Genomic DNA, 21177 nt, shown 5'->3' on the forward strand with positions numbered 1-21177 from the left:
GTTTTATTCCGTGAAGCGTATGTCCTGCCAAGCCGTATCGAACTTTTTCAGACCCGCACCGACGTCTTCCTTGATTTCACACGCGGCCATTTCTTCGGCGGTGTACATCGGTTCTGTTTTCATGAAACGATGTGCTTCCGTATTGACGCTCGGCGGAAACCGGAATTCGTCCAAAAACTGCGCGTACACTTCCGGGCGCTGAATAAAATTGATGAATTCCATCGCCAAGTCGTAATGTTTCGCGTTTTTCAGAATGCACATGGAATCGATGTACATCGGACCGCCTTCGCGGGGAATGAAAAAATCGACGGTGTTCCATTTTTCCGGCGGAACTTCGCCGAACACGACTTCCGCGTATCCTTGTACGACCCAAAAATCACCCGCGGCAAACGATTTGCCGAATCCTTCCGCATCGAATTTTACCAAATTCGGTTTCCATTCGGTTATGACGAGTTCCTTGGCCGCGTTCAGTTCCGCGTCGTCGAGCGAATTGACGGATTTGCCCATGTAGGCGAGCGCGTCGCCGATAACTTCGCGCATATCGTCCATCATGCACATGCGGCCTTTCAAGTCTGTCCGCGCAAAAATATTCCAGCTCTTTTCATAAGACGTTACTTTCGTTTTATTTACGGCGACTCCCGCGGCGCCCATGTAGTAGGGGACGCTGTATTTCATGTCAGGATCGTACGTCGCTTTTTCAAGTACAAGCGGACTGATGTACTGTGCGTTGGGCAGCTTCGTGCGGTCTATTTCCCGCAGCATATCTTCCTTGATCATGATCGACACGTAATCCTGCGACGGAAAAACGATGTCGTATCCGGATGCGCCCGCTTTCAGTTTGGCGAACATTTCTTCGTTTGAAGCGAAGCTGTCGACTTTTACTTTAACGCCGAATTCCTGTTCAAACTGTTTGATAACCGTATCGGGAGTGTAATACGTCCAATTGAACAGATACAACGTTTTACCGTCGTCTTTCGCACACGAGGTAAAACACATTGCGGCGAGCGCCGCTGCACACCATTTTAAAAGGTTCTTTTTCATTTGAAACCTCCTCTAAAAAATCAGGCGCGGAACCCGGCGGGTTCCGTGTTTGAAAAATTTGTGCGCCGTCCTTATTTTGCGGCGGCGATCGTTTTAAGGAATTTACGCAGCGTAATGGTTATGAGAATCGTTGCCAGAATCAGAACGAACGACAGCGCGTTGATAACCGGCGACACGCCGAAGCGAATCATCGAATAGACGTACAGCGGAAGCGTGGTCGAACCGGGGCCCGATACGAAGAACGTAATGACGAAATCTTCAAGAGACATGGTAACTGCCATCATGAATCCTGACAAAATACCGGGCATGATGCCGGGCATGATGACTTTCAGCATCGTCTGCCGTTCGGTCGCTCCCAAATCGTGCGCGGCTTCTATAATGGAAAAATCGAATTCGTCTATGCGGGCAAGCACCATCAGATAGACGAACGGTAAGCAAAACGTCGTATGCGCGGCAAAAATCGTAAACAAGCCGAGCGGCAGTTTTATGCCCGAGAAAAAAATCAGCATGGAAACGCCGATAATCACTTCCGGCAGAACCATCGGCAGAAAACTGATGCTCTGAATATACGATTTCCCGCGGAATTTATACCAATTGATACCGACCGCGGCGAGCGTGCCGAGGATCGTGGAAACGGCTGCGGAACTGAACGCAACGATGAGACTGTTGGCGAGCGCCGTCCACAGATCGTCGGAATCGAAAAACAGCTGCTTATACCATATCAGTGAAAATCCGGTAAAATCGGATCCTTTGCTTTCGTTGAACGAATAAAAAATGATAAAAATCAGCGGCAGAAACAGAAACACGAACGTAACGGCGAGCACGGTCATCGACAGTGAAAACGGCCGTTTTGCCATAAACGCACGCCGTGCGTGCCGCGCGGGTTCCGACGCCGGTTTTTTTCTGTTTACCCTGTCTATGAGGCGGCGGTAAGGATTGTTCGTCATTATTTGCCCCTTTCAGTTTTACCGGTGTCTTTAAGCGCCGCGTCTTTTTTGCCTGAATTCATCATCCACAGCACGCCGAGCATACTGACGACCGTGATGATCATGGAAAACGCCGCCGCGAGCGGCCAGTTGCGCGTTTTATTCACTTGATCGACGATGATGTTTCCGATCATGTACGAATCTTTGCCGCCGACGAGCAGCGGTACGGTGTATGCGCCGAATATCGGAATGAACGTAAAAATGATCGCCGTTACGACGCCGCTTTTTATGTTCGGAAGCAGAACTTTGAACATCGACTGCGGTTTTGTTGCGCCCAGATCGCGCGCGGCTTCCAATAAGGAAAAGTCGAAGCGGTCTATCGACGTGAATACCGGCAGAATGGCGTACGGCAGATACATGTATACGGATACCAGAATTACGGCGTTCTGATTGTACAGTAATTTTGCATATTCGGAGACGATGCCGAGCTGCCGCAGCAGGGAATTGACGATACCGTCGTTGCCCAAAATGGACATCCAGGCGAAAATACGAATGAGTGAATTGGTCCAGAACGGAATGATCACCAGAATGAGCAGCATCGTCTGCCGTTTGCTGCGCGCCATCGCGTAACCGCACGGCAGTGCGATCAGTATCGTAACGAGCGTTGAAATCAATGCGATTTTAACCGTGCGCAGCAGAATGATTCCGTATTTGGGATTGAACATCTGCCGGTACGCTTCAAAAGAAAATTTCCAGACGACTCCGCCGTACAGCCCTTTTTCCAGAAAACTGTAGAGAATAATGATCACGAGCGGTATGACGAAAAAGACGGTAAACCAGGCACCCATAGGCCACGCGTACAGCGCGCCCGGTGTTTTAAATAATTTATGAGCCCGTCTGAGCTTTATCCGTTCTTTCCGCTCGGAAAGGGAGCCGGCTTCCGGCGGTTTTACATCTTCCGGTGCCGCGCTCATTTATCTATATCCTCGACGATATATCCGTCGTTGGCGCTCCAAGAAATATACACGGTGTCTTTCCACTCGATTTCGGGGCCGTCGTCAAGATAGTTGGTATGCTGTTTGAACACTTTTACGATCGTGCCGTTTTCTAGGCGGACGTAAAATTTGGACTGAAAACCCGAATAGATCGGCTCTTCAACGACGCCGCGGAACACGTTGATGTCGTTCCGTTCCGTCACGGGAGGGTCGAGCGTAATGCGGATCTTTTCGGGACGTACGGTAAAACAGACTTTCTGGCCGATTTCCGTCTGCTCGTAGTCGGTAACCTGAATGAACTGTTCGGTTCCCGCCGGCGCGTTTATCCGGCTGCCGAGCTGCGGCGCTTCAAGAGACACCATATATTCGACATCTTTTCCCGCGGGCATTTCAATGGCCTTGCATTCGGACACGCGCGACGGAAAAATATTCGTTTCGCCGATGAACTGCGCGACGAATTCCGTCGCCGGACTTTCGTAAATCTCGAACGGCGTTCCGACCTGCAGCACTTTTCCCTGATTCATGACGGCGATGCGATCCGAAACGGAGAGCGCTTCGGACTGATCGTGCGTAACGTAAATAAAGGTAATGCCGATTTTATCGTGCAGGGCGTCCAAATCCACGAGCAGATTGGAACGCAGTTTTGCGTCGAGCGCCGAAAGCGGTTCGTCCAGCAGCAGCACCCGCGGTTCGTTGATGAGCGCCCGTGCGATTGCAACGCGCTGCCGCTGTCCGCCGGAGAGCTGATTCGGCTTTTTGTTCATATGCGCGTCGAGCTGCACCAAATGCAGATATTCCCTGACTTTTTCGTCGATACTGGTTTTATTCAGTTTGCGCAATTTGAGCGGGAACGCAATATTTTCATATACCGACAAATGGGGAAACAGTGCGTAATTCTGAAACACGGTATTTGACTGGCGTTTATCCGGAGGAAGCGGAATAACGTTCCGATCGTCAAATAGTACCACACCGTCATCGGGAAATTCAAAACCGGCAATGATCCGCAATAAAGTCGTTTTACCGCAGCCGGAAGGGCCTAATAAGGAAAAGAATTCACCCTTATTGATGGTAAAATTCACGTCGTCGAGCGCATGGAAAGATCCGAAATGCTTTGACACGTGTTCGATCGAAACAACGCTTCCTTTCAATCTTTTTCCTGTTCCTCCTGAAGAACAAATCAATCCGTATTCTTGAGAATGGTGAAAATACCGCTTATTGTCAATAGGTATCGCACCTTTTAGCCGATTATTTTACGGCATGCGGACGGCGGAAACCGGGCGCCGCGTTTGCCGCTTACGGGCGCCGCTTACGTTCGCCGCTTACGGGCACTGAAGGCGGCGACGATTCCCGAACCGCACCGGATGATCACCGTTCGCGCAGTTTGAATTTATACACGAGCCGTTTTACCGTTTGAATGTTTTCATGCGTTTGCACCGCCATTTCGGAAACCGTTTGGGCGGACGTGTTTATTTCGGCGGCGCCGGCACTCATTTCGTTCATGCTGTCGGCAACCGTCTATGCCACGGCGTCGAGTTTTTCGAGTTCTTCACCCGCGTGGTTTATGTCGGAGAACATCTGTTTCGACGTTGTCTGCACTTCCGCAGAGGAATCGTTGATGTCGCGCAGCGCCGTGAGTACTTGCTGCGACGCTTCCTGCTGTTCCGTCATCGCGTTGTCGATTTCCTGTACGAGGTGTTCCGTACTGGTAACTTTCGCCGTGATTTGGGCAAAATCCTGCGTCGACAGTTCGGACGTTTCCACGACCGATGAAATGATGTTTGAAATGCCGCTGAGTTCCTGTTTAATTGCGCGTGATTGGCGGGCGGAATTTTCGGCAAGTTTGCGTATTTCATCGGCAACGACTGAAAATCCTTTGCCCGCGTCGCCCGCGTGCGCCGCTTCAATCGCCGCGTTCATGGCGAGCAGATTGGTCTGCGACGCTATTTGCGATATGATGCTGTTCGCGTCGGCAAGATGCTCCGACTGCAGCGCCATGTCGCTGATTTGGGCGGCTACGTCGTCTTGGCGTTTTTTACTGCTCTGCGTTATTTGGGTGAGTTGACTGTACTGTTCAGCCATTTTCTGGACGGAATGCGAAACGGAGGCGATGTTGCCGACCATTTCTTCGATAGAGGCCGACGATTCGACGATGCCCGCGGACTGGTTTTCGATCAGTTTGTCCAGATTTTGAATACCGCCGATATTCGACTGGAGTACGTTCTTTACGGTCGAAAGCGCGGCGGACTGCATACCGACCGATTTTTTTATGCTCGTGATGTTCGCCATGATTTGGGCGATCGCGCTTGCGGATTGCTGGGAACTCGCCGCGAGTGATTCTCCTATTTTTTGGAGCGAATCGCTCGCTTTTTCTATGTCGACCAGTATGGACTGCTGCGTGCCGATAAATCTGTTGATGGCGACGCACATCGTGCCGATTTCATCGTCGCGGCGGATGCTGATCCGGTACGTTAAATCCGCCTGACCGGACGTTCCGTTCAAATTTTCAAAGGCGAGCGACGTGTTTTTGAGCGGCTTCATGATGACTTTTGAAATCAGCATGATGATGATAGCCGTAATCGCAAGCAGTATGATAAAAATGACCGGAAGTTCGGCCTTTATCAATTCAGTTGACAGCGCCCGTACGTGATTCAGCGGCATTCCCATAAAGAACATCGACTTGCCGTCCGGATCGTCCGTTTTTAAGGGAAAGTACACGGTAAGATAATCTTCACCGTTGATGACGTTCGTTCCGAAATACGATTGACCGTCGCCGTAGACCTGCGTGTAAATTTTACTGTTGCCCAATTTCGTTCCGGTCAGATAATTACCGTTGTGATCCTTAATGGTCGTCGTGATACGGACGTCGTCGATAAATATGGTCATGACGCAATTGATGAGTTTCGCGTGTTTTTCAAGAAACGCCGTGTCTGCCATTTCTTTTTGCAAAACGATGGCGCCGTACGTTCCGCTGCCTGCGGAGGACAGCGTGGCCGCCGCGGTATGGATGACGGCGGAATCCGTAACGGTTGTCGTAACGATGTCTTTACCGGCGAGCGCGGCCGAAACGGCTTTCTTTTCCGACGTACGGGAGAGCGAAGCGGAACCTTCGGCTGCGTAAAGCACGTTTCCGTCCGTATCCAGCAGATATGCGTTCTGCAGGGCAAACGCAGCGCAGATGTCTTGGAGCCATTTTTTACTCTGTCCGTCGCCTTGTTCCGAAGCAGCCGCCGGTAAATTTCCTACCGCCCTTTTGATGAGAAACAGATTTTCTTTCAGCGTTTGTGCTTCCTGCTGCAGCGCTTCGTTAATGATTTCTTCCATCAGTATCAGTTTTTCGAGTTCGATGTTTTTCATCGTGCGATCCGTCCTCGTCCACAGCAAAAGTGCGATGATACCGCAGCTCACTACGACAGCGACGCAAACGGGAATAAGGATGTCGGAATACAGCGACTTTTTAGCTTTCATTACAGAACCTCTTTAGTTTTTTGGTAATACATAGCACGAATGTATAATTACTTTTTACTATATCTTGGACGATATTACAATATATTTGGCGGATTTTGTAAAATTTCATCAGAATTTCATGCCGGAAGCGCTCCGTTCAACAGCATAAAAACGACGGTGCCGCCGAAAATGCTGAGCATTGAATTACTTTTCCATAAATACGTACCGACGGTAACTGCCAGTGCCGCAAGGTGAGGCAGTCCGTACGGTGCTTCGGTAAACGGAACTCCGTTGAAGCAATAGACGAGCAGAATCGCCATTATCATCGGCGGAATGTATTTTTCTATAAATTTGAGTAGCGCGGGCGGTTCCCTGCGGGAAAACAGTGCGAACGGAAACAGACGCGTACCGAAAATGACAAGTGCGGAAACGGCTGTCGCGGCGAGCGCGGCGGAAACGGTCAGCGGCACGGCTCCTCCTTTCCGGCGTTTTTCCGCGTCTTTCCGACGACCGCGAGTACGGTAACCCCGGCGGCAAGCGCGGTAACCAGAATATGCCGCGCCGGCACGAACAGGATTGCAAACACCGTGGCGGCGGCTCCGACGAGCGGCGGTACGACGTCCCGCGTTTTTCTGAGCTGGTCGATGAGCAGTACCGCGAACAAGGCGGTGAGTGCGAAGTCGACTCCTTCAAACGAAAACGGGATCAGCGTTCCCGCCAGTGCGCCGATACAGCTGCCGAGAATCCAATACGAATGGTCGAGCAGGGCGATGAAACCGTAAAACGGTCCCGGTTCGGCGCCTTTCGGAACGGAACAGCCGGTCATAAGCGCGTACGTTTCGTCGGTGAGTGCAAAAATAAGGTACGGTTTCCATTTGCCGGTGTCTTTGAACGGCGTTATGAGCGAAAGTCCGTACACGATGTGTCTGATGTTCAAAAACAGCATGGCGATGGCTATGACCGACAGCGACGCACCGGATGCGAACAGCCCCACGGCCATATATTGTCCCGCACCCGCGTACATCAGAACGCTCATGACCGGTGCAAGCCACCACGGATATCCGGCGTTTACCAGCATCAGCCCGAACGGTATGCCGATTGCAAGATATCCGAACAGAACCGGAATCGTTATTTTAAATGCCTGCACGGCATAATAATTGTTCATACGCCGTGCATTATATATTTTTACAATATGAATGTAAAGCTTACAGTTCCAATACAATTACTTGGCACGGACGCAGCGTTATTTTCATGCGGCTGATCTGTGTTTCCTCCATGTTCGACAGCACGAGCGCCTTGGGTTCCGCTTCAAGCGGCAGCGTTTCGTTTTCCGTTCCGAAATTCGCGATGACGAGGAGTTCCCGGCAGCAGTTTTCGGTTTCCGCGGAAGCCTCCTGATTTGCGGAAGCCGTCTGATTTGCGGAATTTATCCGATTCGCAGAAACCGCCGAATACTCTGAACGTTCCTGACCGCGGACGGGGGCGCAGTCCGCACCGCGCGTCCGACGGAACGCGAACACGTTTTCCGTTTCACCGTAGGCCGGCTCGTAATCGCCGTACGTCAGCACGTCGGCGTACGCGCCGCTTTTACGCAGCGCGAGCAGTTTCCGGTAAAAATGCCATACCGAGTCCGGATCGTTCAGCTGCGCCCGTACGTTGCGCGTTCGGTAGTCGGGATTTACGCGCTGCCACGGCGTTCCGGCGGTAAATCCCGCGTTCTCCGTTGAATCCCACTGCATGGGCGTGCGCGCGTTGTCCCGGCTGAACGTATTGCAGACGGCCAGCGCGTCCGCTTCGCTCAATCCCGCCTCCCGCGCCGTTTTGTACTGATCTTTTGTGCTTATGTCGTCGAACTCATCTATACAGCTGCGCGGACAGTTGTGCATACCGATTTCCTGTCCCTGATACAGAAACGGCAGTCCGCGCAGCAGTACGGAACACGCTGCCAGCATTTTGGCACCGGTATCGTTGCGCGCGTGAGGCGGCAGATACGTACTGACACCGCGCGGTTCGTCGTGGTTTTCTATCAGATTGGCCTTAAAACCTACGCCCATGCATTTCAGCTGACTGTCGTGCACCGTGTTTTTCCAGTCGCGGAAGCTCAGCGGCCGGGCGTCGTACCAGCCGTGTTCGCCGTGTGTCAGGCAATGCGCCGAAAAATCGAAAATGGTAGAAAAATGCCCGTCGTCGCCGATAAAATCGCGCAATTCGTTTTCTTTCATATTAAAGACTTCGCCCACGGTAAAACTGTCGTGAAGGGCGAACGTGCAGCGTTTCAGTTCTTCCAGAAAATCACCGACTCCCTCCACCGCGTCTATCATACGGCCGATAGAAGACATGCCGTCGTCACCGTCCGCAGGCGTATCCTGCCATGAAGTGTCTTTTTTGATGTTAATGATCGCATCTATTCGGAACCCTGCGACGCCTTTTCGCGCCCACCAGTTTATCATATCGTACAATTCCTGCCGGACAGCCGGATTGTTCCAGTTCAAATCGGGCTGCTCTTTGGCGAACGAATGCAGATAATATTTCGACGTTCCCGGTACCGGTTCCCAAACGCTGCCGCCGAAGTACGAGCGCCAATTACACGGCGGTTTCCCGTTCTTCCCTTCGACGAAATAAAAATAGTCGGCGTACGGTCCTTCGGGATCCGCGAGCGCCTTTTGAAACCATTCGTGCTTGTCGGAACAGTGGTTCAGCACCAGATCCATGACGATGTACATACCGCGCTTTTTTGCCTGCGCGATCAGGTTGTCGAAGTCGTCCATCGTTCCGAAGCGCGGATCAATGGCGCGGTAGTCGGAAATATCGTATCCCTGATCGACGAATGGCGAAGGGTAAACGGGTGAAATCCAAATGATGTCTATACCCAGCTCTTTCAAATAGTCGAGTTTTTGGGTGATTCCCTGCAAGTCGCCGATTCCGTCCGCGTCGGTGTCAAGAAAACTTTTGGGATATATCTGATAAGCGGCCTTTCCGTGCCACCATTTCTTTTGCATAGCGAGCCTCCGTGTATCGTGTAATAATTGTATTATATATACCGACAGCGACGGATGCTTCCACGGGATTGCATCGTTATTGCATTATTTTGACTTTTTGCGGTATTGCCGGGGTGAAGTTCCCTTAAAACGGGTGAACGTTCTGATAAAATAGCCGACGTTGTTGTATCCGCAGCTGACGGCGATATCTATGATTTTCCCGTCCGTTTCGGACAGGAGCGACGCGGCTTTTTCGATGCGAATCAGGTTGACGTACGACGTGATCGTCCGCCCGGTCGCTTTTTTGAAAAAACGGCACACGTACTGTTCGTTCATACCGGCGATCCGCGCAATGTCCGCGGTCGTAATTTTTTCATCGTAACGTTCTTCTATATAAGTAAGAATCCGTTTAACGCAGTCGACGTTGTGCGCGTTCGCGTGCGGCAGCTGCGACAGGGCGGTGAGCGCCCCTTTTTCATACAAGCCGGCTATCAGTTCCAGCAGCCGCGCTTTTATTCTGATGCGGGAACCGGCGGCGCGCTCTTCAGCGGCCTCGAAGATAGCGGTGAACAACGCGGCGCTTTCCCGCCACGCTTCGTCCTTTTCGGTAATCAGCGGCGGAAAGCGCAGTTTCCTTTCCGTAAGCGGCGTCAGGACGGCCGCCTGCGTCTGATCGTACTGTTCAAAGTTCAGCATGTGCAAATCGAACACGAGCGCTTTTTCCGAAGAATCGGTTTTTGCCGGCGACACGATTGAATGAATATCTCCCGCGTTAAAAAAGGCCATCGCGGGCGCGCTTACCGTCTGCGCGCGCATGTTGACCGATATTTTAAACGTACCGCGGCAGAACAGCACGATTTCCGTTTCGTCGTGCCAATGCGTTCTGACGTTCAGCGTCTGCGAACCGTCCCAGGTGTAGGCCGCGAACGGAAACAATACGGAACCGTGCGTAACCGATTCTTTCAGATCCTGTGTTTTCATACCGTATCCGTTCCCGTGGCGTTCCGTAACGCTTTCAGGCGGTGCGCATTCGAGTTTCCGCCGCATTCACGCCGTACGGTCCGCATTTCCGCGTTATTCTCCGCGCGCTTTCGCTTCATCCCAGAACGCGTCCATCTGCGCAAGGTGCGCGTTGTCCATCGGAAGGCCCGCTTCCGCCATTTTCCGCTCGACGTACCCGAATCTGCGGTAAAATTTACCGTTCGCCCGTTCCAGCGCCGTCGCCGGATCCGCTTTCAGATGTCTGGCCCAGTTTACCACGGCAAAAAGCAAATCGCCTATTTCTTCTTCAAGATGCAGCTGGGCCCGATTGACCGCTTCGGGCGCTCCTTTCGTAAAAGCGGCCGGAACGTTTTTCTGCGCGGTTTTTTCCGTAGCGCTTTCCTGCGCGGTCTTTTCCCGACCGTCCGTTTCCGGTACGTCCGCCGCCGCCTCTATCGCGCTGCGCACGGTCAGCACCGCTTCTTTTACTTCTCTGATTTCTTCGGCAACTTTTCCGAACACGTCCGCTTCGGCAGACCAATCGAAGCCTTTTTTGCTCGCCTTTTTCTGCATTTTATACGCTTTCAAAAGCGGCGGAAATCCCGCCGGAACTTCGTCCAGCGTGCAGCCCGATTTTCGGCCTTCAACGTTGCGCTTGATCGCGTCCCATTGGTTCAGCACTTCTCCGGCCGTTCCGACTGCCCCTTTCATCTGCGACTTGCCGTCCGATTCGGCAAACACGTGCGGGTGGCGCCGTATCAGCTTGTCCGTGATTTCGTTCAGCGCGTCCGTAACGGTAAAATCGCCGTTTTGCTCGTACATGTAGGCGATCATAACCGCGTTGAGCAGTACGTCGCCGAGTTCTTCCCTTGCGTGCACAGCGTCTCCGGCGGAAATCGCTTCGACCGCTTCAAAAACTTCTTCTATCAGATCGTGCCGCATGGAAAGCGGCGTCTGTTCCCTGTCCCACGGGCAGCCGTCGTCTGCGCGCAGCCGCTTGATAACCGAAAAAAAACGCCCGAAAGCGTGTGTCGTGTCGTTCATGCGCTCAGTATACCGGAAAACGGTGGCGCAGTGAAAGCCCCGATGAACGATTCGATCGGCACTGTTGATTGCCGCCCGCGCACCATCCGCAGACCGCGCGCCTTGACCGTCGCCAGTGCGGTTTGTTCGCTGCCCGCGCGGCTTAGCCGTAAATTTCCGGCTCACCGCTGCCGCCGCTTTTCGCGGCGATCACGCCATAAGCTTCTTTTTATTCCATTCGGGCAGCAGCTTTTGCGGCTCCGCCTTGAGCGCCTGCGCCAGCATCGCCGCGCTTTGCGGAAAAATCTGACTTAAAATGATCCGCTCGTCCGCAGTAAACTCCGACAGCACGTATCCGGCGACGTCGGCGTGATCGGGACGTCCTATCCCGAACCGGAACCGCCAAAAATCCGCCGTACCGAGCACGGCTTTTGCGGACCGCAGCCCGTTGTGCCCTCCCAGTCCGCCGCTCCATTTCAGACTCACCGTTCCCGGCGGCAGCTCAAGCTCGTCGTGCACGAGCAGAATCCGTTCCGGCGTAATCTTGAAAAAACGAGCCAATTCCCCGACGCTTTCCCCCGACAAATTCATGTACGTTTCGGGCTTCAAAAAATACACCCGTTCCGGCCCCAAATCGTCCGCCGCCGCGTACAACCCCTTGAATTTGCGCTGCCAGTTCAATGTATCCGCAAAAGGCAGCGAATCCGCAAACTGCCACGCAACGTTGTGCCGCGTCCGCTCGTATTCGCGCCCGTAATTACCCAAAAATGCAACCAATGAAATCATAATGGCACGAGTATATCGCAAATTTTCCCTTTGTTCCAGCAATGCCGGCGGCAAACCGGCTTTGCGGGGCGTTCCCTCCCGGCCGGAACACACGGATATGCTTGCGCCGAACAGTCCGCCACGGACGGCGGTGTCAACGCACCCCGGGTTTTCCTGCGGAAAACCCGCAAGCAGAGATGATACGGATGTCATCTCTGCGACTGGACACATACTCCGTATTTTTGTATATTTAATAACGGAGTCTAACATGAATAATAAAAACGATACGTATATACGAGGTGTCCGCTTTGACGACGAACCGGACGAACGGGAATGTGAAAAATCGGCGAACGAAAACGCTTCCGACGCACTGAACGCGAAATTCCTTAAAACACGCCAAATCCTGCTTTCAGGCGAAGTAAATAAACCGCTTGCCGAAAAAATCGTCCGGCAGCTTTTGATCCTTGAAGCCGATTCGGACGAACCGATCCGCATCTTTATCGATTCACCCGGCGGCGACGTCGACGCCGGATATGCCATTTTCGATATGATCCGTTTCGTAAACGCCCCCGTGTACTGCATCGGCATGGGACTCGTCGCGAGCGCCGGCGCGCTTATTCTGCTCGCCGCTCCTAAGGAACGCCGTATCGCGCTGCCGAACAGCCATTACCTGATTCACCAGCCGCTGAGCGGAATTAAAGGCGTTGCGACGGACATCGAGATTCACGCACGTGAAATCGAAAAAACACGCGCGAAAATCAACGAACTTATCTCGCTTGAAACCGGAAAATCGCTCGATCAAGTCTGTAAAGACACCGACCGCGACTACTGGATGAACGCCGAAGAAGCCCGCTCGTACGGTCTGATCAGCACGGTCGTTTCTTCCCGTGAGGAACTCGCGTAGCATTTCCTCTTTTATTTCTGCGGAACGGCAGCGTCCGTTTCCGCAGCTGTCTTTTTCACTCTGCCGCGGCGTTCGCGCCCGCTGATTCTTGCCGAAACCTCTTTCAAATCCCCGCCGTATGTGTTATAATAAACGATATGATGTTTGCTCTGTCGGATGAATTGGTCAGTCAGATCATTTTCGCAATGGAAAACCAGAACGGCGCGTTCGTTTTGGATGCCGAAACTGCGTCTTTGGTTGAAAACGATCGTACGCTGCCGACGGACGAATCACGTTATTACGTGTTGCCGGAATGGGACTCTTCGTGCGGTTTCCGCATGATGGAACGGTTCGTTTCCATGCAGCGCAACGCGCAGCTGAAACAGCAGCTGCGTTCCGTGCTGTTTTCCGGTAAGGGGGTGTTCAGAAATTTCAAGAATGTTTTAAAATCGTTTCCTGAAGCGGAAAAACAATGGTTCGCTTTCAAGGAAAAAGAAATGGCCCGGCACATTATGCAATGGTATAATACGCTGCGCGAAGCGCGGGGACTTGAAAAACTGGGTGACGAACCGGAAGAAAGCGAAGACTTGGTGCACGATGATTTCGTGTTCCGCGGATACCGAAAAGATACCGACGAAGAAGCGTTCGCCGTTGCGGCAAACGCCATTATGGGCGAATTTGAAATTCAGTGGCCCGGTGAAATCGGAATCGCGTTGTCCGATCTATGGCAGCAGAAATGCGGAATGGCGGACCCCGGCTCGTTCGTTTCGATAGTCGCAGAGACCGTGAACGGAGATTTTGCAGGCTGCGTCGCCGCGTCGCCGTATCCGTCTTACACCCGGAAAACGGTGCTGCTTACCGCGTTTTTCGTTTTACAGAACTACAGAGGGCTGGGAATAGGAAAAGAGCTGCTTACTCTGATCCTTGCCGAATTGAAAACCCGCGGCGTTCGCTGGGTTTTATTAGCCGATATGGTGATACCCGATTTTTTGGTACCGTGCTTGCTCCGATGCGGATTTTCAAGCTGCGGCGGCGGGTATATTGCGGATATATCCGCAAATAAATGAGTCGTGATTTTTTGAATTGTTAAAATATACGGCGGCATGGAAAAGCGTCGCTTTCAAAGGTATTTCCCGCGTGCTTGAGCTTACGGCGGCGGGAACGGCCGCCGTCAATGTATGAGGAGTGATATATGTCTGCCAAAACGTTTAGTTCTTTTGATGAAGAACGTTTTACCGCATTGCTTTCAGATGCGGTCGATAGAGTAAAAACGGAAGAAGATCCGGTTGTATTGAATGAATTGAAAAAACTTTTTAAGAAAAACGTTCCGTTTACGCTGAGAATGTACGTAGCCGCCTATTTGGCAAAAAGCGGAATGTCCGGTATGAGAGGTTCTTACCGGAATCAGCGCCGGGATTTCGCGAATAAACCCGGCGAGCTCCGTGGCCGCCGTGATTCGGAACGCACCCGCCGCGACGACGCATCGGATTCCCCGCGCCGCGATTCCGAACCGGCTTTCCGCCGTTCCCGGCATGAAGACGGAGCTGCAGCCGAAGCGCGCCAGGCTCCCCGGCGCGTAACGATCGACGAATCGCTTGCAACGACCATTTTTATCGGAATCGGCCGGAACCGCAGAGTGTTTCCGCGCGATCTGGTCGGACTGCTCGTGCAGGTTGCCGGTCTTTCCCGCGACCGCATCGGCGATATCCGCACGCTCGACAATTATTCGTTCGTTCAGCTGTTCAGCGAAGACGCCGAACGCGTGATAGAATCCCTGAACGGATACGATTACCGCGGACGTAAATTGTCCGTCAGTTATTCCCGTAAAAAAGAAGACGAAACGTTTGAAGACGACGTTCCGTATCAGGCGGAAAACGACTCGGTTCCCGAAACGGAATGTGACGACGCGGCGCCTTCAGGATACGACGCGGAAACGGATTCCGTCTGCGACGATGCCGTTTGCGACGATGCCGATGCCGCCGGAGATGCCGGTGACGATATGCGGAATCAGGATGCCGAATAACGGCCCGGCGGTGCGTGTTGACGACGGATATAAGCGTTTGCAGAACCGGTCCGCTCGGTGTTAATACGCTGATCGTTCCGCTGTGTCCGGGATACGTCTTTATGGCCGATCCCGGCGGCGACGCCGGCTTGATTGACAGCCTGCTGAAGCGGCAGGCTGTGGTACCGGCCTTTATCGTGTGCACGCACGGCCATTTCGACCACGTGCTGGGATTGGGAGAATTGCTGTCGCGGTATCCGGGTACGCCCGTCGCCGCCGGCGTGTATGAAACCGGATATTTCGGCAGTGAAGGCGCGGAGCGGCAGCGTGCCGATTTGCACGCGCTCGGATTGGACGATATGATCCCCGCGCTCGCCGACCTGCCGCCGGTTACCGTTCCGCTTGCAGACGGTGCGGCGCTCGATTGCGCCGTTCGGCCGGACGCTCCCGCCGCCGTAAAAACGGCGGCCGCCCGGTGGTCAGTCCTGCATACGCCCGGGCACAGTGCGGGCGGCGTGTGTTTATACAACGCCGGCGACGCGCTGTTAGTGGCGGGTGATACGCTGTTTTACGGCGGATACGGCCGAACCGACTTGTACGGCGGAGACGGGCGCGCTTTGCGGCAAAGTCTGCGCCGCCTTTCCCTGCTGCCCGGATCGGTGCGCGTGTATCCCGGTCACGGAACCGCGGCGTTCCGCTTGGATGAAAACGTGCTGCCGGCGTTTTTTTAACGAAATCCGCGGCGCAGACCGCACTGCGGGTGGGGAACAGCGGCTCCGCGGGGAAACGATCGTACGGCTGCGCTATTGCGTCTGGGCGAGCGCTTCCGAAATGCTGAACGCCCGATCGCCGATTTTTTCGATGTTGCGAACCAAGTCTATATAGAGCAATTCCGATTTTACGTCCGCGCCGCTTTCGAGCCGTTTGCGTGCGACTTTTTTAAGATTTTTTCTGAACACGTCGATTTGATCTTCAAGATCCTGGGCAATCGTCAGCTGTTCTTCGCTCAGATGTTTGTTGATGTTTTCACGGATAAACGACAGAAAGCGGTGCGCAAGGTCGATATACGGATGCAGCCGTTCTATGTCCTCTTCCGCGAACGTCATGTCTTTTTCTATGCTGCGGCGCAGCAACAGCGCGACGCTGTAACAGTCGTCGGTCATACTTTCAAGGTCGTCTACGATACGCAGCATGATTGAAACGTTGTTGCGCAGTTTGTCGCTGACGGGCAGCTGTGAGCAGTGTACCAAAAATTTTGAAAGCTGCTCCTGCATTTGATCCGCGTAGTCTTCTTCCTTTGCAAGCGATTCCATCTGCGTTTCGATGAATTCCGACGTCCGGTGTGCAAAACCGAATTCGATCCGGTCGAACATTTTGGTAACGACGCCGGTCATGTCCGCGATTTCTTTTTCCGCGCGGATAACGTACGCGGCGGCGTTTTCTTTTGCCCCCGTTTCCATAAAATCAAGCCGGTAAACGTCCGGCGTTTCGTCTTTTTTCGGCTTGATAAGCACTTCGGTAAGAGACGCGATCTGCGTCGTGAACGGCAGGAACAGCAGCGTGTTCAGTACGTTGAACACCGTGTGCAGCATGGCGATATGGAACGTGATGTTCGCTTCGACCGGTCCGGGAACCAGCCGATCCACCAGCGCCAAAAGCGGGTGCAGCAGCAGCGCCGCGATCACGGTTCCCGTAACGTTAAACAGTACGTGCACGAGCGCGGCGCGTCTGGCGTTCACTTTGGTTCCGAACGCGGCGATAACCGCGTCGATCGTGGAACCGATATTGCTGCCCAGCACCATCGCCGCCGCGAACTCCCACGGTAACAGCCTGTTGTACGACATCGTCAAAATGATCGCGGTTGACGCGCTCGACGAATGCAGCAGTACGGTGATAATCATGCCCGCGGCGATACCGATGAGAACGCTCAGCGTTCCCTTATCCGTAAAAGCCGTCAAAAATTGTATGTTGTTCGCGTCGAGGGTCGGTATCGTTTTTGAAAGGAGATCAAGTCCCAGAAAGAGCAGTCCGAAGCCCATGAGCGCTTCGCCGATATTCTGTTTTTGCAGTTTTTTTATTACAGTCAGAATGTATCCGATGCCGAACACCGGAATGGCTACCGCCGATATTTTGAAATTGAAGCCGAAAAACGCCACGATCCAAGCCGTTACCGTCGTTCCGATGTTCGCACCGAATATGACGCCGACTGACTGCGTCAGCGTCAGCAGTCCGGCGTTGACGAACGACACGACCATGACCGTGGTCGCTCCCGACGACTGGATTATCATCGTTATGAACATACCGGTCAGCATCGCAGAAAAGCGGTTTCCGGTCATCATACCCAAAATACGGTGTAAGCTTTTTCCGGCGCTTTTTTGAATGCCGTCGCTCATCATTTTCATTCCGTACAGGAGAAATCCCAATGCGCCGATGAGCTGAAAGAGTATCGATATAATATTCACAGGATACACAATATCAGAACGTCCTGCTTTTTTCAACGGGAAAGGGCGGCCGTAAGCGGCGAAACTGCGGAAAACTTTCGGCACTGCCCGGATTTTGCGTACACTGCTTGTCCTGAACAGCGGATTCGAGTATAGTAAAGGTATGAAACGTCGGTTTTTTCCGGAAATTATCGTCCTTTTTTTTCTCGTGTTCGGTTGTTCTCAAGGCCGGTCTGATTTTTCGCAAACCGAGCACACCGTGCATTTCATACCCGAACCGGCGACGGCGCACGATACGGCAGTCGTGCACGCTCCGCGTCCGTTTCCCGAACCGGTCCGTCGTATTGCCGTTTTATTCGGCTACGGCTATAATGACGACGCGTTCGTTTCTTCGGCTTTGGAAAAACTGCGTCCGGCGTTCGGGCTCGTTCAGGACGGCGGGGCGGTGATTCCGCTCGTTTTTCCCGATGATTTTAAACGCGGCGGAACCGCCCGCATTTCGGCACTGTCGGCGCTCCTTGAGGCGAACGGTGCGGACGGTCTGGTGTTGCTCGGTGCGCCGGAAGGCACTCACGCGGCTCTTGCGCGGATGCAGGACGCAGGCGGCGGCTCTGTCGGATATCCCGTTTTTTCGCTTTTGCCGCAGGATGATTTGCTCGGCATGGAAGCCGGCTGCGATTTGGTGTTGGAATATATGCCGGCAGCGAACGAGGGGGCGGCTACAGCCGAAGAAACGTCGGTATTCGTTTCCGGAAATATCCCCGATTTACTGGTACGGGCGGTCGGATATCTGTCGCTGTTTCCGCAGGATGCGGTCGATTTGAGCGGTTCGGCATATGCCGATCTGCTGCAACACGCGCGGCAACTGACGGGAAGCGAATGGACCGTTACCCGATACGTTGATCCCGAAACGGGACTGCGGCCGGTGAATCATTTTGTAATAGAACAACACTAAAACAACCATATAATAGGAAGTGACATGAATACGTTGACAGTACAGGATACTTCTCTGATAGGATCGGAAGAAGCTATTTCTATGCTCGAAAAAAAACATGCTGCGCGTTTGCTCGTTGTTTCGGATTCTCACGGAGAGGCTGAAGTTCTTGAAAAAATAATAACGGAGTTCGGAAGCGATTGCGACGCGCTGATATTCTGCGGCGACGGAGTGTGCGACGTGATCGCGTGCATGGATGAATCCGTTTCGGATAAAAAACTCGCCGCCGCGCTGCCGCCGGTTATCGCGTGCGTAAAAGGGAACGGCGACGCCGAACGGTATCCTATATATGGAGAAGAAGACGAGCCGTCGGACGGCGCCGGTACGGAGCGGCGCGTATGCCGGTATTTTGAAGTTCAGCCGCGCGTCCTTTTGCGTGCGGCCGGGCGTACGGTACTCGTCGTTCACGGTAACCGTCACGGCGTCGATTTCGGAACGGAAACGCTGCAGTCGTCGGCGGAAGTCATGGACGCCGATATGGTGTTTTTTGGGCATACGCACCGTCCGTATCGGGAAGAAAACGGTGCGACGCTGCTCCTGAATCCGGGCAGCTGCGCCCGTCCGCGCGGCGGCGTGCCGCCGACGTTTGCCGTCGTGTCCGTACCCGGCAGTACGGAACGGTACGACGTTGAATTTTTTGAATTGGAAGAAACGATGTTCGGCGGATATGTGTTTACGCCGTTTCATGAAATTTCAGGATATTGAACGCGGCGGATTTATAGCCGTCTGCGTAAGGAGGTATACGATGAAAAAATTACACATGATTGCCGTTCTTGTCGTTTTCGGAACGGCCTGCGTTTTTGCGGATAAAATCATATCCGCCGACGCGTTGCCTAAAAACGCTCAAACCCTGATCGGCACCGCGTTTCCCGGAAAGACGGTTCAGTATGCTCAGGCTGATTTCAACGAATATGAAGCGGTTTTGAACGACGGAACTGAAATCCAATTTACCGGCAACGGCGACTGGGAAGAAATCAAATCGTACGGCGGCATTCCCGCCGCGCTGCTGCCGAAAGCTGCAGCGGATTACATCGGCACGCAGTATCCGAACGTGCTTATTGTAAAAGCGGAAAAAGACTGGCAGGCGCTTGAAGTAACGCTTGCCAATCGGATGGAACTGTATTTCGACAAAAACGGTAAACTGCTCGGACAAAAACTGGACGACTGATACCGGATCGGTTACGCGTTCAGTACTTTGCCCAAAAAGTCCTTGAGCCGCGGATTTTCCGGATTCCCGAAAATCCGCTGCGGCGAGCCCTGTTCCACGATAACGCCTTCGTCCATAAAGAGAATGCGGCTTCCGGCTTCTTGGGCGAACCGCATTTCGTGCGTAACGACCGCCATCGTCATGCCTTCTTTCGCAAGGTCCTGAATGACGGACAGCACTTCGCCCACCATTTCGGGATCAAGGGCGGAAGTCGGCTCGTCGAACAGCATCACTTTCGGCTGCATGGCCAGCGACCGCACGATCGCGATGCGCTGTTTTTGTCCGCCGGAAAGCTGCGGCGGGTACGCGGATTCCTTTTCGGCAAGCCCGACGCGCTCAAGCAGTTCCCGCGCGCGTTTTTCCGCTTCAGATTTTGTCTGCCGCTTGAGCAGAATCGGCGCGAGCGTGATGTTTTCAAGCACCGTTTTATGCGGAAACAGATTGAAATGCTGAAACACCATTCCCATTTCGCTGCGGTAGCCGTCGATGTTCTTTTCCCGTTTACGGCGGGAAACCGAGGAATCGGTCATATTGTGGCCGTCGAAAATAATTGTTCCCGACGTCGGCGCTTCAAGCAGATTCAGGCAGCGCAGAAACGTGCTCTTACCTGAACCCGACGGGCCGATGATAACGATAACTTCGCCTTTTTTGATTTCTTCGGTAATGCCGCGCAGCACTTTGAGCTGACCGAAATCTTTAGTCAATCCTTCAACTTTAATCATGAGAGCGCATCCTTTTTTCTATCCGGGCAAGCAGTTTTGACAGCGGAAACGTCATCAGAAAATAAACGACGGCGGCGACAAGCAGCGGCTCGAACGGCTGAAACGTATTGCCGCGCACGGTGTTCGCCTTGTACATCAAGTCCGCGATTCCGATGATGGAAACGATGGACGATTCCTTGATAACCACGACGAATTCGTTTCCGAGCGCGGGCAGCACGTTGCGCACCGCCTGCGGTATGATGATATGGGCGAGCGTCCGCGGATACGAAAGGCCGAGACTGCGTCCCGCTTCCGTCTGACCTTTGTCCACGGACTGAATGCCGGAGCGGAATATTTCGCAGACGTAGGCGGCGGAGTTCATGCCCATCGTAATAACGCCGGACATGAAGTCGGAAAAGTTGATTCCGAGCAGCGCCGTCATGAACGGTACGTCGGGAAAGCGGATGCCGATCGCCTGCAGTCCGTAGTAAATGATAAACAGCTGCACCAGAAGCGGCGTCCCGCGTATGAACTCGACGTACGCAGTGCCCAGAAAACGCAGTCCCCGATTCTTGCTGATCCGGCACATTGCCAGCAGCATTCCGAAACACGTTCCCAGCGCGACTGCAATGAGCGAAAGTAAAATGGTGTTTTTGGCCCCGATAAGATAGAACGACCAATATCTGCTTAAAAACGAAAAATTCACAGTGTATCCTTACCGCTTCCGCCGGAACGGATTCCGGGTGCAACAAATATACGCGTATTATAAACGGAAAAACCGATAAATGCAATCTAT

General features: G+C 53.2%; 22 protein-coding genes. 7 read left to right on the forward strand and 15 right to left on the reverse strand.

Features of this window, described 5'->3' with window-relative positions:
• Positions 1 to 3: 3 nt before the first annotated feature.
• The 12 genes from TREBR_RS03040 to pth all read right to left on the reverse strand — a co-directional run bounded on the left by TREBR_RS03040 (position 4) and on the right by pth (position 12174).
• Complete coding sequence (locus tag TREBR_RS03040) at positions 4 to 1041, reverse strand: extracellular solute-binding protein (protein WP_013757757.1); 1038 nt, start codon at positions 1039 to 1041, stop codon at positions 4 to 6.
• A gap of 71 nt (positions 1042 to 1112) precedes the next feature.
• Entirely contained in the window at positions 1113 to 1988 is an 876-nt protein-coding gene (locus TREBR_RS03045) for an ABC transporter permease (protein WP_013757758.1), read from the reverse strand.
• Positions 1988 to 2941: an ABC transporter permease gene (locus TREBR_RS03050; RefSeq protein ID WP_013757759.1), complete on the reverse strand. Its 954-nt coding sequence runs from the start codon at positions 2939 to 2941 to the stop codon at positions 1988 to 1990. Before TREBR_RS03050 ends, TREBR_RS03045 begins: the two co-directional genes overlap by 1 nt.
• Positions 2938 to 4110: an ABC transporter ATP-binding protein gene (locus tag TREBR_RS03055; protein ID WP_013757760.1), complete on the reverse strand. Its 1173-nt coding sequence runs from the start codon at positions 4108 to 4110 to the stop codon at positions 2938 to 2940. The genes TREBR_RS03050 and TREBR_RS03055 overlap by 4 nt, the downstream gene beginning before the upstream one ends.
• A 217-nt stretch (positions 4111 to 4327) precedes the next feature.
• Positions 4328 to 4462, reverse strand: coding sequence for a hypothetical protein (locus TREBR_RS14690; RefSeq protein WP_281054869.1), 135 nt, complete (start codon positions 4460 to 4462; stop codon positions 4328 to 4330).
• Positions 4463 to 4477: 15 nt separating this feature from the next.
• The gene (locus TREBR_RS03060; RefSeq protein ID WP_041610314.1) at positions 4478 to 6427 is read right to left on the reverse strand and encodes a methyl-accepting chemotaxis protein; all 1950 of its coding nucleotides are present in this window, start codon (positions 6425 to 6427) and stop codon (positions 4478 to 4480) included.
• Between the two features lie 116 nt (positions 6428 to 6543).
• Complete coding sequence (locus TREBR_RS03065; RefSeq protein WP_013757761.1) at positions 6544 to 6876, reverse strand: branched-chain amino acid transporter permease; 333 nt, start codon at positions 6874 to 6876, stop codon at positions 6544 to 6546.
• Complete coding sequence (locus TREBR_RS03070; protein ID WP_013757762.1) at positions 6867 to 7571, reverse strand: AzlC family ABC transporter permease; 705 nt, start codon at positions 7569 to 7571, stop codon at positions 6867 to 6869. Before TREBR_RS03070 ends, TREBR_RS03065 begins: the two co-directional genes overlap by 10 nt.
• Before the next feature lie 40 nt (positions 7572 to 7611).
• Positions 7612 to 9405 carry an alpha-glucosidase gene (locus TREBR_RS03075; protein WP_013757763.1) on the reverse strand — a complete coding sequence of 598 codons (1794 nt, stop codon included), beginning with the start codon at positions 9403 to 9405 and terminating at the stop codon, positions 7612 to 7614.
• A gap of 84 nt (positions 9406 to 9489) precedes the next feature.
• Positions 9490 to 10365 carry an AraC family transcriptional regulator gene (locus TREBR_RS03080; RefSeq protein WP_013757764.1) on the reverse strand — a complete coding sequence of 292 codons (876 nt, stop codon included), beginning with the start codon at positions 10363 to 10365 and terminating at the stop codon, positions 9490 to 9492.
• Between the two features lie 93 nt (positions 10366 to 10458).
• Positions 10459 to 11409: a nucleoside triphosphate pyrophosphohydrolase gene (gene mazG, locus TREBR_RS03085; protein ID WP_013757765.1), complete on the reverse strand. Its 951-nt coding sequence runs from the start codon at positions 11407 to 11409 to the stop codon at positions 10459 to 10461.
• A 189-nt stretch (positions 11410 to 11598) separates the two neighbouring features.
• Positions 11599 to 12174: an aminoacyl-tRNA hydrolase gene (gene pth, locus TREBR_RS03090; protein ID WP_041610588.1), complete on the reverse strand. Its 576-nt coding sequence runs from the start codon at positions 12172 to 12174 to the stop codon at positions 11599 to 11601.
• A 247-nt stretch (positions 12175 to 12421) separates the two neighbouring features.
• Between pth and TREBR_RS03095 the strand changes: the two genes are divergently transcribed.
• From TREBR_RS03095 to TREBR_RS03110, 4 genes are all read left to right on the forward strand, one after another.
• Positions 12422 to 13057, forward strand: a complete 636-nt coding sequence (locus tag TREBR_RS03095) for an ATP-dependent Clp protease proteolytic subunit (RefSeq protein WP_013757767.1) — start codon at positions 12422 to 12424, stop codon at positions 13055 to 13057.
• 137 nt (positions 13058 to 13194) lie between these two features.
• Positions 13195 to 14103, forward strand: coding sequence for a GNAT family N-acetyltransferase (locus TREBR_RS13475; protein ID WP_013757768.1), 909 nt, complete (start codon positions 13195 to 13197; stop codon positions 14101 to 14103).
• 125 nt (positions 14104 to 14228) lie between these two features.
• A complete protein-coding gene (locus TREBR_RS03105) occupies positions 14229 to 15059 on the forward strand; it encodes a DbpA RNA binding domain-containing protein (protein ID WP_013757769.1) in 831 nt (276 codons plus the stop codon).
• A 17-nt stretch (positions 15060 to 15076) separates the two neighbouring features.
• Complete coding sequence (locus TREBR_RS03110) at positions 15077 to 15769, forward strand: MBL fold metallo-hydrolase (RefSeq protein WP_052296141.1); 693 nt, start codon at positions 15077 to 15079, stop codon at positions 15767 to 15769.
• Positions 15770 to 15841: 72 nt separating this feature from the next.
• Here TREBR_RS03110 and TREBR_RS03115 read toward each other — a convergent pair whose 3' ends face one another.
• Positions 15842 to 17500 carry a Na/Pi cotransporter family protein gene (locus TREBR_RS03115; RefSeq protein WP_041610592.1) on the reverse strand — a complete coding sequence of 553 codons (1659 nt, stop codon included), beginning with the start codon at positions 17498 to 17500 and terminating at the stop codon, positions 15842 to 15844.
• Positions 17501 to 17642: 142 nt separating this feature from the next.
• Here TREBR_RS03115 and TREBR_RS03120 point away from each other — a divergent pair, with 142 nt between their 5' ends.
• Genes TREBR_RS03120 through TREBR_RS03130 form a run of 3 tightly spaced genes read left to right on the forward strand, consistent with a single transcriptional unit; the run spans position 17643 to position 19641 of the window.
• Positions 17643 to 18434, forward strand: coding sequence for a hypothetical protein (locus tag TREBR_RS03120; RefSeq protein WP_013757772.1), 792 nt, complete (start codon positions 17643 to 17645; stop codon positions 18432 to 18434).
• A gap of 24 nt (positions 18435 to 18458) precedes the next feature.
• The gene (locus TREBR_RS03125; protein WP_013757773.1) at positions 18459 to 19178 is read left to right on the forward strand and encodes a metallophosphoesterase; all 720 of its coding nucleotides are present in this window, start codon (positions 18459 to 18461) and stop codon (positions 19176 to 19178) included.
• Between the two features lie 40 nt (positions 19179 to 19218).
• A complete protein-coding gene (locus TREBR_RS03130) occupies positions 19219 to 19641 on the forward strand; it encodes a PepSY-like domain-containing protein (protein WP_013757774.1) in 423 nt (140 codons plus the stop codon).
• 11 nt (positions 19642 to 19652) lie between these two features.
• On the opposite strand, the gene TREBR_RS03135 is transcribed toward TREBR_RS03130, so the two are convergent.
• Both TREBR_RS03135 and TREBR_RS03140 read right to left on the reverse strand, forming a co-directional pair.
• Entirely contained in the window at positions 19653 to 20402 is a 750-nt protein-coding gene (locus TREBR_RS03135) for an amino acid ABC transporter ATP-binding protein (protein ID WP_013757775.1), read from the reverse strand.
• Complete coding sequence (locus TREBR_RS03140; protein ID WP_013757776.1) at positions 20395 to 21087, reverse strand: amino acid ABC transporter permease; 693 nt, start codon at positions 21085 to 21087, stop codon at positions 20395 to 20397. The genes TREBR_RS03135 and TREBR_RS03140 overlap by 8 nt, the downstream gene beginning before the upstream one ends.
• Positions 21088 to 21177: the final 90 nt, after the last annotated feature.

The sequence above is a fragment of the Treponema brennaborense DSM 12168 genome (assembly GCF_000212415.1).
In the GTDB taxonomy this organism is placed as follows: domain Bacteria; phylum Spirochaetota; class Spirochaetia; order Treponematales; family Treponemataceae; genus Treponema_F; species Treponema_F brennaborense.